We start from the raw sequence: 14,203 nt of genomic DNA on the forward strand, positions 1-14,203 counted from the left end.
TGTGAAGATTTTTATGCGGCCGGAATGCCTGCGTCCGTATTCCGTCGCCACCCGTAGGCCAGGATCATTCCCGAATACCCGTCGCGCACACCTGCCGCAGACTTGAGCCGCTGCACCTCGAAGTCGCCCGCGAATGGTGCGAGACTCGCGCGCACCTCGGGTTCTCCCACGTCACAGGCGGGGAAGAACTCCTCTCCGGCGTGATAGCCCTTCGAATGTTCCATGAAGGCGGCGGCGAAGGGAGCACCGGGGGCCAGGGCGCACATGAAGCGCTCGACTCCCAGGTCGAACTCCAGCGGGGAGGTGGTCATCGACTCGGCGACGAAGAACATGGTCCCGACCGACCAGCGCCCGCCGAAGCGCTCAAGACCGAAGATGTTGCCCTGCTCGACCTTGACGACCTTGCGGAACCGCTCGCGGGGGTCCAAGTAGAGGGAGCCGTACGCCTCGTGCTCGCACAGGGCGTCCCAGAACGGGTCCCAGTTCTCGTCGTAGCCGCCCGCCTGACGTTCCAGGTACTCCACGTTCGCGAACGAGTGCTCGAAGAGGGTGATCTCGTCGCACCAGGGCAGCATGGAGAGCGCGGGATAGAGATTCGCCCCGGCGCCCACGTCGATGCCGTAAACAGGTCCGACGCCCTGCTTCCGGAAATGACCGCCGAAATGACCCCGGATGATATGCAGGATCTCCTCGTCCTCCGCCTGTAAGAAGCGGTAGTTGTGCCGAACGTAGGCGATCGGGTCGAATGATTCCCAGGGTGCGTCCGCATTCTTCACCTGGGCATCCCCCGACGATCTCAAGGTCATTTACCTACGGTACCAACACCGGAGGCCCTCCGGATCCCCCTGCGGTCAATGTCCTGAATTACGTCATGTCCCCGGCAGGGGGACGGGGCGCACTGGGGGCGCACCGTGGCGAATGCATTCGCGCGGCCTGATCCGGCCTTGAACGGCCGGATTGTCCCGCTCAAGATGGTCGGAACTCTGCCGAACACACCAGAAAGGCAGACAACAGGCGTCTCACCCGTACCACTCGTACGGGTGTCAACGCACCCTTGACTCCCAACCCGCAGGGGGCGGTATGACGGCTCTTCCAGAGAAACGTTTTCCTTCCACGGCCGACCGCACCGACCGCCCCCTGACCATGAGGGGCGTCGTCGAGGCCGACCTGCCGGAACTGCACCGCGTCGACAGGGAGGCCTTCCCCGAGGAGCCGTACCACTACTTCGAGCTGCGCCAGAGTTACGACATCCACGGCGACCGCATCCTCGTCCTCGACGACGGCCGGAGCCTGCACGGCTACGTCCTGTTCGTCACCACCTCGGACGGCTATGTGAACTGGATCAAGAGCCTCGCCGTCACCCCCGAACTGCGCGGGCGCGGGCTGGGCCGCCGGCTGATGCTGGAGGTGATACGCCGGTTGCGCACCGAGGGCGTCCACCAGGTCCGCCTGACGGTGGAACCGACGAACGCGACCGCGATCACGCTCTACCAGTCCCTGGGCTTCACCTTCGAGGGCGGGGTGCGCAAGGGCTACTTCGGGCCCGGGGAGGACCGGTTCATCATGGCGTTGGGGCTGTGAGACAGGGGGTTCGACGGGATGAGGGGGATCAGGGGGACACCAGCCCCGCCTCGTAGGCCATGATCACCAGCTGGACCCGGTCCCGCGCGTCCAGCTTGGTCAGCAGACGGGTGAGGTACGTCTTCGCCGTGGCCACGCTGATGCACAGCTCGGCGGCTATCTCGGCGTTGGACAGGCCGCTGCCGACCAAGGTGAGTACCTCGCGTTCGCGGTCCGTGATGGTCTTCAACTCCCGGCGTCCGGCGCTCTGTTCGGGACGGGAGGCGAAGTCCTGGATCAGGCGGCGGGTCACGCTCGGCGCGATCAGAGCGTCGCCTGCCGCCACCACCCGTACCGCGCCGATGATGTCGTCCAGCGCCATGTCCTTGACCAGGAAGCCCGCCGCACCGGCGCGCAGCGCCCCGTAGACGTAAGCGTCGTCGTCGAAGGTGGTCAGCACGACCACCCGCACGTCGGCCTGGGTCTCCGTGATGCGGCGGGTCGCCTCGATGCCGTCCATCCCCGGCATGCGGATGTCCATCACCACCACGTCCGGGGCGAGTTCACCGGCCAGCCGTACCGCGTCCTTGCCCGTCGCCGCCTCGCCGACGACCTCCACGTCCTCGATGTCGGCCATGACCATGCTCAGTGCGGTGCGGATGAGTTCCTGGTCGTCGACGAGGAGGACCCGGATCGTCGGGGCCGCGGTCATCGGACGGCCACCGGGAGCGGCAGGCGGGCCGTCACACGGAAGCCGCCCTCGGGGCGCGGGGCCGCCGTGAACTCGCCGTGCAGCAGGGCCACCCGTTCGCGCATCCCGGCCAGTCCGAACCCGGTGTCGGTCGCGCTGCCGCGCCCCAGGCCGTCGTCCGTGATCTCCAGGGCGAGTTCGTCCTCGCGGTAGTCGAGGGTGACCCGGCACGCGCGCGTGCCCGCATGCCGTACGACGTTGGTGACCGACTCCTGGACGATGCGGAACGCCGACAGGTCGATGTCCGGCGGGAGCCCGCGTGGCTCGCCGAGGCGGCGCACCTCCACCCGTACGCCTGCCGCCGTGGTGGTGGCCGCCAGCCGGTCGACGTCCGCCAGGCCCGCGGGGGCCAGCTCCGGGTCCCGCCCCTCGTCCGCCGCCCGCAGCGCGACCAGCATGCGCCGCAGGCCCGCCAGGGTCTCGCGGCCCTCGTGCTCGACCGCCTGCATCGCCGCCAGGGCCGCCTCGGGATGGGCGGTGGCCACCCGGGAGGCCGCGCCGGACTGGAGGGCGATGATGCTGATGCTGTGGGCGACGGTGTCGTGCATCTCCCGGGCGATGCGCAGGCGTTCGGCGGTGACCGCCTGGGCCGCGTGCTCCGCGCTGAGCCGTTCGGCGTGCACCCGGGACTGGTGGGTGGAGTTGCCGAGCAGCCAGACGATCACGGTGACGAGGGCGACGGCCAGTTCGGCGGCGGTGCCGGCGGGCCATCCGCGGGCCATCCGTACGGCTATGTACACGATCAGGGAGCCGACCGCCATGCCCAGGGCGATGAGCGCGGTGCGCCGGGGGTGGGCGACCGCGACGAAGTACAGGACCACCATGGTCGTGAGGTACTGGTTCATCGGCAGGAGGTCGACGCCGAGAGTGGTCGTCTCGAAGACTCCGGCCAGGATCGCCAGGGTGGTCGCGAGGAGCGGCCTGCGTTGCAGCAGCCGACCGGCCTGGAACGCCAACGCGGTCGACACCGCCAGGAAGGACAGGCCGTCCCAGCGGTACAACTGGGCCGCCGGCCATTGGGACGGCATCGACTCCCCGGGCAGCCGGAACGTCGTCAGCAGGGTGAACAGCGTGCTCGCGGACCACACGATCGCCGTCCATCCGGCCGGCGACACGCGTTTGACCAGGGGCGGCGGAGGAGCGGTGGCGGACATGCGGTGATCGTAGGCGCGGGTGCGGGGCGCGGTCATCGGCCCGTGGGCTTACAACCACGGTCGACAGCCGTCCGGTACGAGTGTCAGCGCCCGGCCGATGCCCCGCACCCGCCGCGCGGGCCACCGTGGTCCGCATGATCGAAGTCGAGCAGCTCACCAAGCGGTACGGCCCCACGACCGCCGTACGCGATCTGTCCTTCACCGTCCGCCCCGGCCATGTCACGGGCTTCCTCGGCCCGAACGGCGCGGGCAAGACGACGACCCTGCGGATGCTGCTCGGGCTGATCGAGCCGAGCGCCGGTACCGCCACGATCAGCGGGCACTCCTTCCGCCGGCATCCGCGCGGGCTGCGGCACGTCGGCGCCCTGATCGACGCCCATGACGTGCACGGCGGGCGCAGTGCGCGGGCGCATCTGCATGCGCTGGCCCGCAGCAACCGCATCCCGCGGGCGCGGGTCGACGAGGTGCTCGCCGAGGTGGGGCTCACCCAGGCCGCCGCCCGGCGCCGGGTCGGCTCCTTCTCGCTGGGCATGAAGCAGCGGCTCGGCATCGCGGCCGCGCTGCTCGGCGACCCGCCGGTGCTGTTGTTCGACGAGCCGCTCAACGGGCTGGATCCGGAAGGGGTGTTGTGGGTACGGGGGCTGTTCCGCAGGCTCGCGCACGAAGGCCGTACCGTCTTCGTCTCCAGCCATCTGATGTCCGAGATGGAGAACACCGCGGACGAGCTGATCGTCATCGGCCGCGGGGAGCTCATCGCGGCCGAGAGCCTTACCGAGTTCGCCGCGCGCGGTACGGCGCCGACGGTGACGGTGCGCTCGCCGCACGCCGGCGCCCTGGCCGCCGTACTGGAGTCGGCGGGTGCGGTGGTCGCCCCGTACGACGAGGAGACGCTGAAGGTGGACGGGGCGAGCGCCGTCCGGGTCGGTGAGCTGGCGCACGAACACCGCTTCCTGCTCTGGGAGTTGACCACGCAGGTGGCCTCCCTGGAGACGGCCTTCATGGAACTGACCGCCGACAGCGTCGAGTACGCGGCTGGAGAGACCCGATGACCATCCTCGCCCTGCCCGCCTCCCGCTTCACCGACCTGCTCGCCGCCGAGTGGATCAAGCTCCGTTCGCTGCGCTCCACCTACTGGGCCTTGGGCTCCGGCGCTCTGGCCGTGGTCGGCTTCAACGCGAACGCGGCCGTCGCCGACTATGTGAACTACCCGCACTACGGCGGCCCGATCCGCGACGACTTCGTGTACTGGGCGCTGCGGGACGCCTTCACCGAGGGGTCCGCCATGATCCTGGTGCTGGTGTGCGCGAGCATCGGGGCGATCACGATCGTCGGCGAGTACGCGACGGGCCTGGTCCGTACGACGTTCACCGCCGTGCCGGACCGACGGGCCCTGATGGCGGCCAAGGTGGTCGTGCTGACGGCGGTCATGACGGTGTACGGCACGCTCCTCGCGGCCGCCTCCTACGCCTCCTCGCAGGCCGTCCTCGACGGTCGGGGCCTGGGCGTGCCGATCGGCCATCCCGGCGCCTGGCGGGTGGTCGTGGCGTCGGCCCTGCTCGCCCCGGTGTGTGCACTGGTCGGCATGGGTCTGGGCGCGGTGATCCGGCACAGCGCCACGACGATGGTCCTGACGACGTTCGTCCTGCTGCTCCTGCCGTCCTTCGTCACGGACCGCTACCACTGGACGGCGTCGGTCCGCCACGCCTTTCCGTTCAACGCCTGGGTGCGGATCGTGGACGTGGGTTACGGGCAGTCTCCTTTCATCCGGGTCCCGAAGTATCCGGCGACCGTCGCGGGCGGGTGGGTCGTGTTCGCGGTGTGGGCGGCGGTGGCGGCCGTCGTGGCGGTGGTGGTCGTGGACCGGCGGGACGTATGAGAAACCCTGTGTACGGCCGGGGGTAAACCCCCCTTCCGACAAGGCAGTTGACCGGATGGGTCGGGCAGGCGGCATCCGGGAGTCTCGTATCCATGAAGGAGATCACGAAAAGCGCGGCCCTGATCGCCGCCGCCTCCGGCATCGTCTTCGGTGTCGTCACGCCCCTCAGCGCGTCCGCCGCCGAGGAACCGCTGAAGTGGAGCAGATGCGCGGGCAGCGGCCTCGACCCCCGTCAGCAGTGCGCGACCCTCGAAGTCCCCATGGACTACGCCCACCCCGGCGGCCGCACGATCGACATCGCCGTCTCCCGCATCCCCGCCGAGAAACCGTCCGCCCGCCGGGGCGCCCTGCTGCTGATCGCCGGCGGGCCGGGCGGCACCAGCCTGAACGACCCCTCGGGGAAGGGGCAGAAGCTGCCGCAGGACGTCCGCGACGCCTACGACCTGATCGGGTTCGCGCCGCGGGGCAACGCGCCCTCCACCGCGGTCGGTTGTGGCCTCGACCACGGCGATCTCGCCCTGTCGAAGCTGCGCCCCTGGCCCGCCCCGGACGGAACCGTCACCGAGAACATGCGCACCGCCCGACGGGTGGCCGCCGCCTGCGCGACCCACGGCGGCGAGCTGATGCGCCACCTCACCACCAAGGACAACGCCCGCGACATCGACCGCATCCGCGCCGCGCTCGGCGAGCGCAGGCTGTCCGCGTGGGGCGTCTCGTACGGCACGTATGTGGGCGCCGCCTACAGCGAGATGTTCCCGCAGCGCACCGACCGCATCGTGCTGGACAGCAACGACAACCCCGACCCGGTCCGGGCGGAGCGGGCCTGGGTCGCCGCGTACGAGGTGGGCGTCGAGGACAACTTCCCCGAGTTCGCCCAGTGGGCCTCCGCGCCCGGCAACCCGTACCGCCTGGCCGGCACGGTCGCCGAGGTCCGCCCGCTCTTCCTCCGCCTGGCCGCGCGTCTGGACCGCGAGCCGCTCCCCTGGCCGGGCGCCAACCCGGAGGAGCTGAACGGCAACGTGCTGCGCCAGACGATGCTGGACAGCCTCGCCGACCCCGACGACTACCCCGCCCTGGCCGAGCTGATCGCAGCCGCCCTGAAGGGCACCGTCCCGCCCGCACCGGCGGCCCCGCCGGACGCGGCCATGCAGAACCTCGTCGCGGTGAGCGCCGCCACCATCTGCAACGACGCCGCCTGGCCGCGCGATGCCGCCACCTACCGGAAGGGCGTCGCCGAGAGCCGCGCCGAGTACCCGCTGACCGCGGGCATGCCGAGGAACGCGCTGGTGTGCGCCGCCTGGCCGTGGCAGCCGAAGGAGCCTCCGGTACGGATCACCGACCGGGGCCCGTCCGACGTCCTGCTCGTCCAGAACGAGCGCGACCTCGCGACCCCCCTGAGCGGCGCCCTGAAGCTCCGCGAGGCCCTCGGCCGCCGCGCCGTCATGGTCACCAACGACGCCACCGGCCACGAGGCCTACCTCGCCCACGGCACCAGGTGCGGCGACGAGGCGGTCTCCCGCTTCCTGGCGACGGGTGAGCGGCCGCGGCAGGACATCCACTGCCCCTGACCAGGCCCCCGCCCTACAGCTTCCTCGCCATCTGGCGGACGCCGTAGACAGCGGGTGGCAACAGCACCAGCCAGTACCAGGAGCCGGTGAGGACGGCCAGGACGAGCCCGATACCCCCGGCGGCCGGAAGCACCGCACCCGCCAGAGCGGCCACCTTCCCTGCTCTGCCGGGCGCGGCCGCAACGGGCACGGGGGCTGCCGGTGACCCGGAGGAGATGGCGCCTTCCCAGTCGGGGGCGGGCAGGTCGGCGAAGAGGCCGCTCAGATCCGACTGCGAGACCGCCCGGTACGCCACGTCGATGCGGGCCTCGAACTCCTCCCGCGTCAGCCGCTCCGCAGCCATGTGCTCACTGAGAGCCGCCGCGGCACGCTCCCGCTCGGCCGTGCCGACGCGTACGTCCGGGGCTCTCTCCATGGGCAGCGTCCTCTCATCGGGCCGACGACCGGGCGACCGGTCGGCTACGGTGCCTGGCGTATGCAGGCCCTCCCATACTGGCGTGCCAGCGCGTGGAACGCCTCCTTCGGCTCCCAGTGCCAGGGCGAACGGGGGTCGTCGGGGCGGTCCTTGATGGTCTTGGTGATGCTGTAGCTCGCCATGTCGAGGTCGTAGCGCGGGTTGTCGGTGCGGTGCGGGGCGTCCGGGGTGACGAACTCGAAGGCCATCGCCGCGTACAGGCCCATCGACTCGAAGACGTCCAGCAGGCCGGTCAGACAGGCGGCTTGGGTGTGTTCGCTGCGAACGAGGTGGCCCTTGATCTCCTGTGGGTCCTTGTCGTAGTCGACGACGTCCCAGCCCATGCCGCCCGCCTCCGGGGCGCCGACGTAGGTGCAGGTCCCGAACTCGGTGATGGCGAGGGGTTTGCCCCAGCAGAGGTACCTCCTCAACTCCCGTACGTGGTCCGATCGTTGGTGGAAGTACGAGTAGTAGTCGATGCCCACGACGTCGAAGAGACGCCAGTCCACCTTGTCGTCCTGAGCGGCGGCATAGCTCAGCTTGCCGCGGAAGACGGACCGGCCCACCGCCGCCGCCCTCGCCGTGAAGCGGTCGAGGTGGCGCTGCATCCTCACCGGGTCGAAGTTGCCCTTCACCATGTTCCGCACGCGGTCCAGGACCGTCTCCCCCGGCACGATCCCGGGCACCAGCAGCCAGAACTCGCAGCCCACGCTGAAGTCGACGCTCGCGCCCTGCCGCCGCAGCCGCTCCGCGAACCGGCCGCACTCGGCCAGGTGCTCCAGGGTGTCGCGCTGCGGGGCGTCCGCAAGGGTCGGCTGGAGCCATATGTGCAGCCCCCGTTCGGCGGCCTCGGCGGCGGTGGCGGTGAGGCGTTCGACGCCGTCGCCGGTGACGTCCACGGCGTCGGCGTGCAGCCGGTCGCGGATGACACGGATGTCCCGGCGCATCCGGGCCGCACTCCACGCGGTCCCCGGCGTCTCGCCCTCGCCGACGGTGTAGACGACACCGCGGTGCCGCAGACCCCGCCCGGTCGCGGCGGCCGGGCCGGCCGGCAGCACCGCCGCCGACAGACCGAGAGCCGCAGCCCCCGCCAGGAACTGCGCCCGATTGATCCCCTTCGTCTTCTCCATGCCCCTCACTGTGGCGAGGACGCGCCCGCACCGCCGTCCACCGATGGTCTACGGCCGGGCAACCAAGGGATGACGTACGGCGTCGGTCACTGAAGAGATCGACATCCCGTACCGACCGAAGGAGACCGAGATCTTAGGCCGACGCACCCTGCTCACCGCAGGCACCGCCACCGCCGCAGCGCTCCTCACCGGCGCACCCGCCCAGGCCGCCACCGGCGACCGGCTGCGGGAGCTGGAACAGCAACACGGCGCCCGGCTGGGCGTGTTCGCGCACAACGTCCGTACGAAACAGACCGTCGGTCACCGCGCCGACGAGCTCTTCCCCATCTGCTCGCTCTTCAAGACCCTGGCCGCCGCGGCGATCCTGCGCGATCTGGACCGGCACGGCGAGGTCCTCGCGCGTCGCATCCACTACACGGAGGCCGACCTCGTCGACGGCTCGGACAAGACCAGGGAGCACCTGGCCGAGGGCATGACGATCGCCGAACTCGCCGACGTGGCCATCCGCTACAGCGACAACACCGCCGGCAACCTGCTGCTGCGGGAGCTGGGCGGCCCCACCGCGATCACCCGGTTCGCCCGCTCGATCGGCGACCCGGTGACCCGCCTGGACCGCTGGGAGACCGACCTCAACTCGGCGGAACCGTGGCGCATCACCGACACGACGACCCCGCGCGCGATCGGACGCTCGTATGCCCGCCTGGTCCTCGGCGAGGCGCTCGACCGCCGGGACCGCGGACTCCTCACCCACTGGCTGCTGGGCAACACCACCAGCGGCAACCGTCTGCGCGCGGGGCTGCCCAGCACGTGGACGGTCGCCGACAAGACCGGCGCGGGGTTCTACGGCGCCAACAACAACGCGGGCATCGCGTGGACGCCGGACGGGACGCCGATCGTGTTGGCCGTGCAGGTGACCAAGCCCGACCGGGGCGCGGCGTGGGATCACGAGCTGATCGCGGAGACCGCGGCGGTGTTGGCGAGCGCCCTCGGCTAGTCGCTCCGCGGGCTGTGCCGTCGTTCGGGGGCGTGTCCCCACCGCATCAGAACCTGCGCACGTACCGCTTCTGCCACGGCGTCTCCACCGCGTGCCGGTCGTAGTTGCGCCGTACGAAGGCCACGGCATCCTCGGGCGGTACGCCGTCCAGGATCGCCAGGCAGGCCAGTGCCGTGCCGGTTCGGCCACGGCCCCCTCCGCAGGCGATTTCCACGCGCTCGGTCACCGTCCGCTCCCAAGCGGCGGTCAGCGCGGCGCGGGCGGCCGGGCGGTCGGCCGGGAGGCGGAAGTCGGGCCAGCAGATCCAGGTGAACTCCCAGGGTACGGGCGGGGGTTGTCCGCCGAGGAGGTAGAGGGCGTACGAGGGGGCGGGCGCCCCCGGGGCCAGGGGGCGCCGCAGCCCGCGGCCGCGGACCAGTCGGCCCGACGGCAGTCGCAGCACACCGGGGTCCGCGGGATGCCAGGTGTCCGTCATCGGATCAGCGTACGGGCCTCGAAGCCGCGGAAGTCCGAGCATCCGGGGTACGAGTGCGTTGCCGAGGGGCGCCCCTCACCGCTTCTGCTGCCACCATCCTGGGGAGGAGAACCAGTCGACGCAGGACCTTGTACGCCAGAACCACCCCACGGAGCCCATATGACCATCCCCGCCCCACTGACCGGTGTCGTCCCGCCCGTCTGCACGCCGCTGACACCGGACCGCGAGGTGGACGTCCCCTCACTGCTCAGGCTGGTCGACCACCTGGTGGGTGGCGGGGTGCACGGGCTGTTCGTGCTGGGGTCGTCGTCGGAGGCGGCGTTTCTGCGGGACGGGCAGCGCAGGCTGGTGGTGGAGTCGGTGGTGGCTCATGTCGCCGGACAGCTGCCCGTCCTGGCCGGGGCGATCGACATGACGACGCCGAGGGTGCTGGATCATGTGGCGGCGGTGACGGCCGCGGGGGCGGACGCGGTGGTGGTGACGGCGCCGTTCTATGCCCTCACGCATCCGGCGGAGATCGCGCGCCACTACCGCCTGGTCGCGGCGGCGTCGCCGGTGCCGGTGGTCGCGTACGACATCCCGGCCGCCGTGCACACGAAGCTTCCGGCGGACGTCGTGCTCGATCTGGCCGCCGAGGGCGTGCTTTCGGGGCTCAAGGACTCGAGCGGTGATCTGGGGGGCTTCCGGGAGGTCGTGAGCGGCGCGCGCAACCGGTCGGACATCCGTGGCTTCAGCGTCCTGACCGGCTCGGAGCTGGTCGTCGATGCGGCACTTGCGATGGGGGCGGACGGGGCGGTGCCCGGGCTCGCCAATGTCGACCCTCATGGGTACGTCCGGCTGGACGGGCTGTGCCGGTCGGGCGACTGGGAGGGGGCTCGGGGGGAGCAGGAGCGGTTGTGCGGGCTGTTCGGGATGGTGCGGGTGGGGGACTCGGGGCGGATGGGGGGTAGTTCGTCGGCGCTGGGGGCGTTCAAGGCGGCGCTGCATGTGCGAGGCGTCATCGACTGTCCGGTGACGGCGGAGCCGCAGGTGCCGCTGTCTCCCGACGAGGTGGAACGGGTCGGCAAGTTCCTGGCGACGGCGGGGCTGCTGTAGGAGGTTTTCGCCCCCGCCGCCCCTTCCCCGTCCCGACCCGGGCGCCGGCCCCCGGACCCCCGCTCCTCAAACGCCGGAGGGGCTGAATTTTTCAGGCGGCAGGGAGTACGGCTGTCCCAGGTCGGTCACCGGCACCCTGCGGAACTCGATCCTCTCGTAGGGCGCGGAGGACCCCGTCTCGTACAGCAACCCCACCGTGCCCCGATCAACCTGCACCAGGTCGGAGTACGCGGCCGGCAACGCCGACACCGTCAGCACCTTCGTGAACGTCCCCCCGCCGTCCTCACTCCGCCACACCGCCATCGCCCGCCGAGCGGTCGGCACGGACGGCCCCGAGAACAGCAACGGCGCCTTGTGGCCCGTGAGTTGGAGGACGCTGCCCTGGACCACCGGAACGTCGTTCAGAGTGGGCTGCACCGCGTACGGGCGCTCCAGCGACTCCCCGCCGTCACCGGAATACGTGTCGAGCCGGTTGCCGAGACGCGCCCCGTTCTGGTCCCGGGCGCTGAAGTACAGCCTCCCGTCAGGGAGTTGAGCAGCCGAGGACTCGTTCGCGTTGTGCGCACCGTCGTACGAGGAGTCGACGAAGCCCAGCCGCCAGCTCCGCCCACCGTCGTCGCTGTAGAGGGCGTGCGCACCGTAGTACCGGGCCTCCTGGCCGGTGTCGGCCGAACCGGCGGGCGGGGCCGCGGAGTGGTTGGCGGGGACGACCAGGCGGCCGGCGTGCGGGCCGCGGGTCAGGGCGACGGCGTGGCCGGGCCCGGTCGCGTACCAGCGCCAGCCCGGCGGCTTCACCTCGTCCGTGATGTCCCGCGGCGGCGTGAAGTGCCGCCCGTCGTCCCGGCTGCGCTGCACGAACACCCGCCGGCCCTGCTCCTCGGTGACCTCGCCCCGCATGATCTGCGCCTCGGTGACCGCACCGCTGTTGTACGAGGTCAGCAGGACGACCGCACCGGTGCGCGGGTCGACGACGGAGGCGGGGTTGCCCCGGGTGTCCCCCTTCCCGGCGGCCACCACCTGCAGCGGGCCCCAGGTGCAGCCCCCGTCGCCGGAGCGTCTGAGGACGACGTCGATGTTCCCGGTGTCCCCGGCACCGCCCAGGCGGCCCTCGGCGAAGGCCAGCACCGTGCCGCGGCCGGTCGTGACCGTCGCCGGGATGCGGTAGGTGTCGTAGCCGCCCTCGCCCGAGACGTACGGGACGGACAACGTGCAGCCGGTGGCCGCGTGGGCCGGTGCGAGGGCCGTGAGCGGGGTGAGGAGCACGGTGGCTGCGAGGAGGGTGCGGCTCAGGAACGTCACCGTCAGATCGTGCCCGGGGTGACCAGTCCCGACTCGTAGGCCACGATGACCAGCTGCGCCCGGTCCCGCGCCCCCAGCTTCCCCATGATCCGGCTGACATGGGTCTTCGCCGTCAGCGGGCTCAGCCCCAACGCCTCACCGATCTCGGTGTTGTTGAGCCCGCGCGCCAGCAGGGTCAGCACCTCCCGCTCCCGGTCGGAGAGGCATTCCGGCCCGCCGGTCGCGGGCGCCGACGGGCTGCGCAGGAACCGCTCGATCAGCCGTGCCGTCGGCCCCGGTGACAGCAGCGCCTCGCCCGCGGCGACCGTACGGATGGCATCCAGGAGCTCGGCCGGGCGGGTGTCCTTCACCAGGAAGCCGGAGGCCCCCGCGCGCAGCGCCTCCACGATGTTCTCGTCGGTGTCGTAGGTGGTGAGGACCAGTACCCGTACGCCCGCCAGGTCCTCGTCGGCGGCGATCAGCCGGGTCGCCTCGATGCCGTCCAGGTCCGGCATCCGGATGTCCATCACCACCAGGTCGGCGCGCTCGCTGCGGGCCAGCGCCACGGCCTCCCGGCCGGTGGCCGCCTGTCCGACGACCTCCATGTCCCGTGCCGACTCGACGAGCATGGCGAACGCGGCCCGTACGAGCGTCTGGTCGTCGGCGAGCAGTACGCGGATGGTCATGCGTTCTCTTCCCCCGTGGTCGTCAGCGGCAGTACGGCCGTCACCTCGAAACCGCCCTCCGCCCGCGGCCCGGCGTCGAGTGTGCCACCCACGCTGCGGGCCCGCTCCCGCATGCCGACGAGCCCGAAGCCGGGTGTGCCGCCGGGCGTGGGTCCGGTGCCGTCATCGGTGACGGACAGGTGCAGGGCACCCTCGTCTTCGTACAGGTCGACACGTACGGCCGGTTCGGGGCCCGCATGCCGTACCGCGTTGGTCAGCGCCTCCTGCACGATGCGGTACGCGGCGGCGCCGACGGCGGGCGGGGCCCGCCGTACCCGTACCGTCTGCTCGACGCGCGCGCCCGCGAGCCGTGCCGTCTCCACCAGGTCGGGCAGGCCGTCGAGCCCGGGGAGGGGGCCGCGGCCGTCCGGCAGGTCGTTCTCCCGGAGCACCTCCAGCGTCGTCCGCACCTCTCCCCGCGCCGTCCGGCAGGTCTCGGCGATGTCGTCGAGAGCCTTCGCCACCGTCTCCCGGTCCAGGCGTTCGGGGTCGGCGGCCAGGACGTGCGCGGCCACCGAGGTCTGCACGCCGATGAGGGTGATGGTGTGGGCGAGCAGGTCGTGCAGGTCACGGGCGATGCGCAGCCGTTCCTCGGCGACCCGGCGCCGGGCCTCCTCCTCCCGGGTGCGTTCGGCGCGCTCGGCGCGCTCGACGATCGCGGCGACGTACTGACGGTAGTAGCGGACGTCGACGCCGCAGAAGAGCGTGGCGATCACCCAGCCGGAGATGCGCAGCATCTCGACGGCCTGGTGGGTGCTGACCGTGAGCATCGCGGCCGTGGAGACGCCGAGGACGACGACGCCCGCGAGGATGGTGCGCAGGGGGCGGCCGGTGACGGCGACCGTGTAGAGCGCGACGATCGTGGCCGGGGTGGCCGCGAAGTGGTTGTTCTGCAGGGCGTGGTACGGCACGAGCAGCGCCAGCCCCGCGGTCAGCACCAGCAGCGGACGGCGCCGCCGCCACACCAGCGGCACATGGGCGGCCAGCAGCAGCGTCCAGCCGAGCGCGTCCGGGCGGCGGCTCTGGTCGGTGGACAGCGCCAGTCCCACGGCCACGACGGTGAGCACGGCGGCGAGGATCGCGTCGTTGCGGGTGCCGTGCGGGGCGGTGCGGGGGTCGCGGTTGACCACCGCCATGATCCGC

General features: G+C 71.6%; 15 protein-coding genes. 6 read left to right on the plus strand and 9 right to left on the minus strand.

The genetic code is table 11. From position 1 onward, the window contains the following. Window positions 1-11 precede the first annotated feature (11 nt). Window positions 12-806 carry an SCO2525 family SAM-dependent methyltransferase gene (locus tag ABD355_RS22675; protein WP_344402382.1) on the minus strand — a complete coding sequence of 265 codons (795 nt, stop codon included), beginning with the start codon at window positions 804-806 and terminating at the stop codon, window positions 12-14. 274 nt (window positions 807-1,080) lie between these two features. Here ABD355_RS22675 and ABD355_RS22680 point away from each other — a divergent pair, with 274 nt between their 5' ends. Continuing rightward, on the plus strand, window positions 1,081-1,581 hold the full coding sequence (locus ABD355_RS22680) for a GNAT family N-acetyltransferase (protein ID WP_344402383.1): 501 nt from the start codon (window positions 1,081-1,083) through the stop codon (window positions 1,579-1,581). Window positions 1,582-1,609: 28 nt separating this feature from the next. On the opposite strand, the gene ABD355_RS22685 is transcribed toward ABD355_RS22680, so the two are convergent. Both ABD355_RS22685 and ABD355_RS22690 read right to left on the minus strand, forming a co-directional pair. After that, complete coding sequence (locus tag ABD355_RS22685; RefSeq protein WP_344402384.1) at window positions 1,610-2,272, minus strand: response regulator; 663 nt, start codon at window positions 2,270-2,272, stop codon at window positions 1,610-1,612. Continuing rightward, window positions 2,269-3,465 carry a histidine kinase gene (locus ABD355_RS22690; RefSeq protein WP_344402385.1) on the minus strand — a complete coding sequence of 399 codons (1,197 nt, stop codon included), beginning with the start codon at window positions 3,463-3,465 and terminating at the stop codon, window positions 2,269-2,271. The genes ABD355_RS22685 and ABD355_RS22690 overlap by 4 nt, the downstream gene beginning before the upstream one ends. Before the next feature lie 134 nt (window positions 3,466-3,599). On the opposite strand from ABD355_RS22690, the gene ABD355_RS22695 reads away from it, so the two are divergent. From ABD355_RS22695 to ABD355_RS22705, 3 genes are all read left to right on the plus strand, one after another. Beyond that, on the plus strand, window positions 3,600-4,514 hold the full coding sequence (locus ABD355_RS22695) for an ABC transporter ATP-binding protein (protein WP_344402386.1): 915 nt from the start codon (window positions 3,600-3,602) through the stop codon (window positions 4,512-4,514). Then, entirely contained in the window at window positions 4,511-5,341 is an 831-nt protein-coding gene (locus ABD355_RS22700; RefSeq protein WP_344402388.1) for an ABC transporter permease, read from the plus strand. Before ABD355_RS22695 ends, ABD355_RS22700 begins: the two co-directional genes overlap by 4 nt. A 92-nt stretch (window positions 5,342-5,433) precedes the next feature. After that, on the plus strand, window positions 5,434-6,909 hold the full coding sequence (locus ABD355_RS22705) for an alpha/beta hydrolase (RefSeq protein ID WP_344402389.1): 1,476 nt from the start codon (window positions 5,434-5,436) through the stop codon (window positions 6,907-6,909). Between the two features lie 13 nt (window positions 6,910-6,922). Here the strand turns inward: ABD355_RS22705 and ABD355_RS22710 are convergent, their stop codons facing one another. Then, window positions 6,923-7,324, minus strand: a complete 402-nt coding sequence (locus ABD355_RS22710) for a DUF1707 SHOCT-like domain-containing protein (protein WP_344402390.1) — start codon at window positions 7,322-7,324, stop codon at window positions 6,923-6,925. A gap of 44 nt (window positions 7,325-7,368) precedes the next feature. After that, on the minus strand, window positions 7,369-8,493 hold the full coding sequence (locus ABD355_RS22715) for a glycoside hydrolase family 113 protein (protein ID WP_344402391.1): 1,125 nt from the start codon (window positions 8,491-8,493) through the stop codon (window positions 7,369-7,371). A gap of 103 nt (window positions 8,494-8,596) precedes the next feature. Here ABD355_RS22715 and bla point away from each other — a divergent pair, with 103 nt between their 5' ends. Further along, entirely contained in the window at window positions 8,597-9,487 is an 891-nt protein-coding gene (gene bla, locus ABD355_RS22720) for a class A beta-lactamase (RefSeq protein WP_344402971.1), read from the plus strand. Window positions 9,488-9,533: 46 nt separating this feature from the next. Here bla and ABD355_RS22725 read toward each other — a convergent pair whose 3' ends face one another. Continuing rightward, entirely contained in the window at window positions 9,534-9,962 is a 429-nt protein-coding gene (locus tag ABD355_RS22725) for a phosphatase domain-containing protein (RefSeq protein ID WP_344402392.1), read from the minus strand. 159 nt (window positions 9,963-10,121) lie between these two features. On the opposite strand from ABD355_RS22725, the gene ABD355_RS22730 reads away from it, so the two are divergent. Further along, window positions 10,122-11,057 (plus strand): dihydrodipicolinate synthase family protein, encoded by a 936-nt coding sequence (locus ABD355_RS22730; protein WP_344402393.1) that lies wholly within the window; start codon window positions 10,122-10,124, stop codon window positions 11,055-11,057. 66 nt (window positions 11,058-11,123) lie between these two features. On the opposite strand, the gene ABD355_RS22735 is transcribed toward ABD355_RS22730, so the two are convergent. Genes ABD355_RS22735 through ABD355_RS22745 form a run of 3 tightly spaced genes read right to left on the minus strand, consistent with a single transcriptional unit; the run spans window position 11,124 to window position 14,196 of the window. After that, the gene (locus ABD355_RS22735; RefSeq protein ID WP_344402394.1) at window positions 11,124-12,356 is read right to left on the minus strand and encodes a sialidase family protein; all 1,233 of its coding nucleotides are present in this window, start codon (window positions 12,354-12,356) and stop codon (window positions 11,124-11,126) included. A gap of 2 nt (window positions 12,357-12,358) precedes the next feature. Further along, window positions 12,359-13,021 (minus strand): response regulator, encoded by a 663-nt coding sequence (locus ABD355_RS22740; protein WP_266955041.1) that lies wholly within the window; start codon window positions 13,019-13,021, stop codon window positions 12,359-12,361. Continuing rightward, window positions 13,018-14,196, minus strand: a complete 1,179-nt coding sequence (locus ABD355_RS22745; protein WP_344402972.1) for a sensor histidine kinase — start codon at window positions 14,194-14,196, stop codon at window positions 13,018-13,020. The genes ABD355_RS22740 and ABD355_RS22745 overlap by 4 nt, the downstream gene beginning before the upstream one ends. Between the last annotated feature and the right edge of the window lie 7 nt (window positions 14,197-14,203).

This window comes from Streptomyces longisporus, assembly GCF_039532765.1.
Classification (GTDB): domain Bacteria; phylum Actinomycetota; class Actinomycetes; order Streptomycetales; family Streptomycetaceae; genus Streptomyces; species Streptomyces longisporus.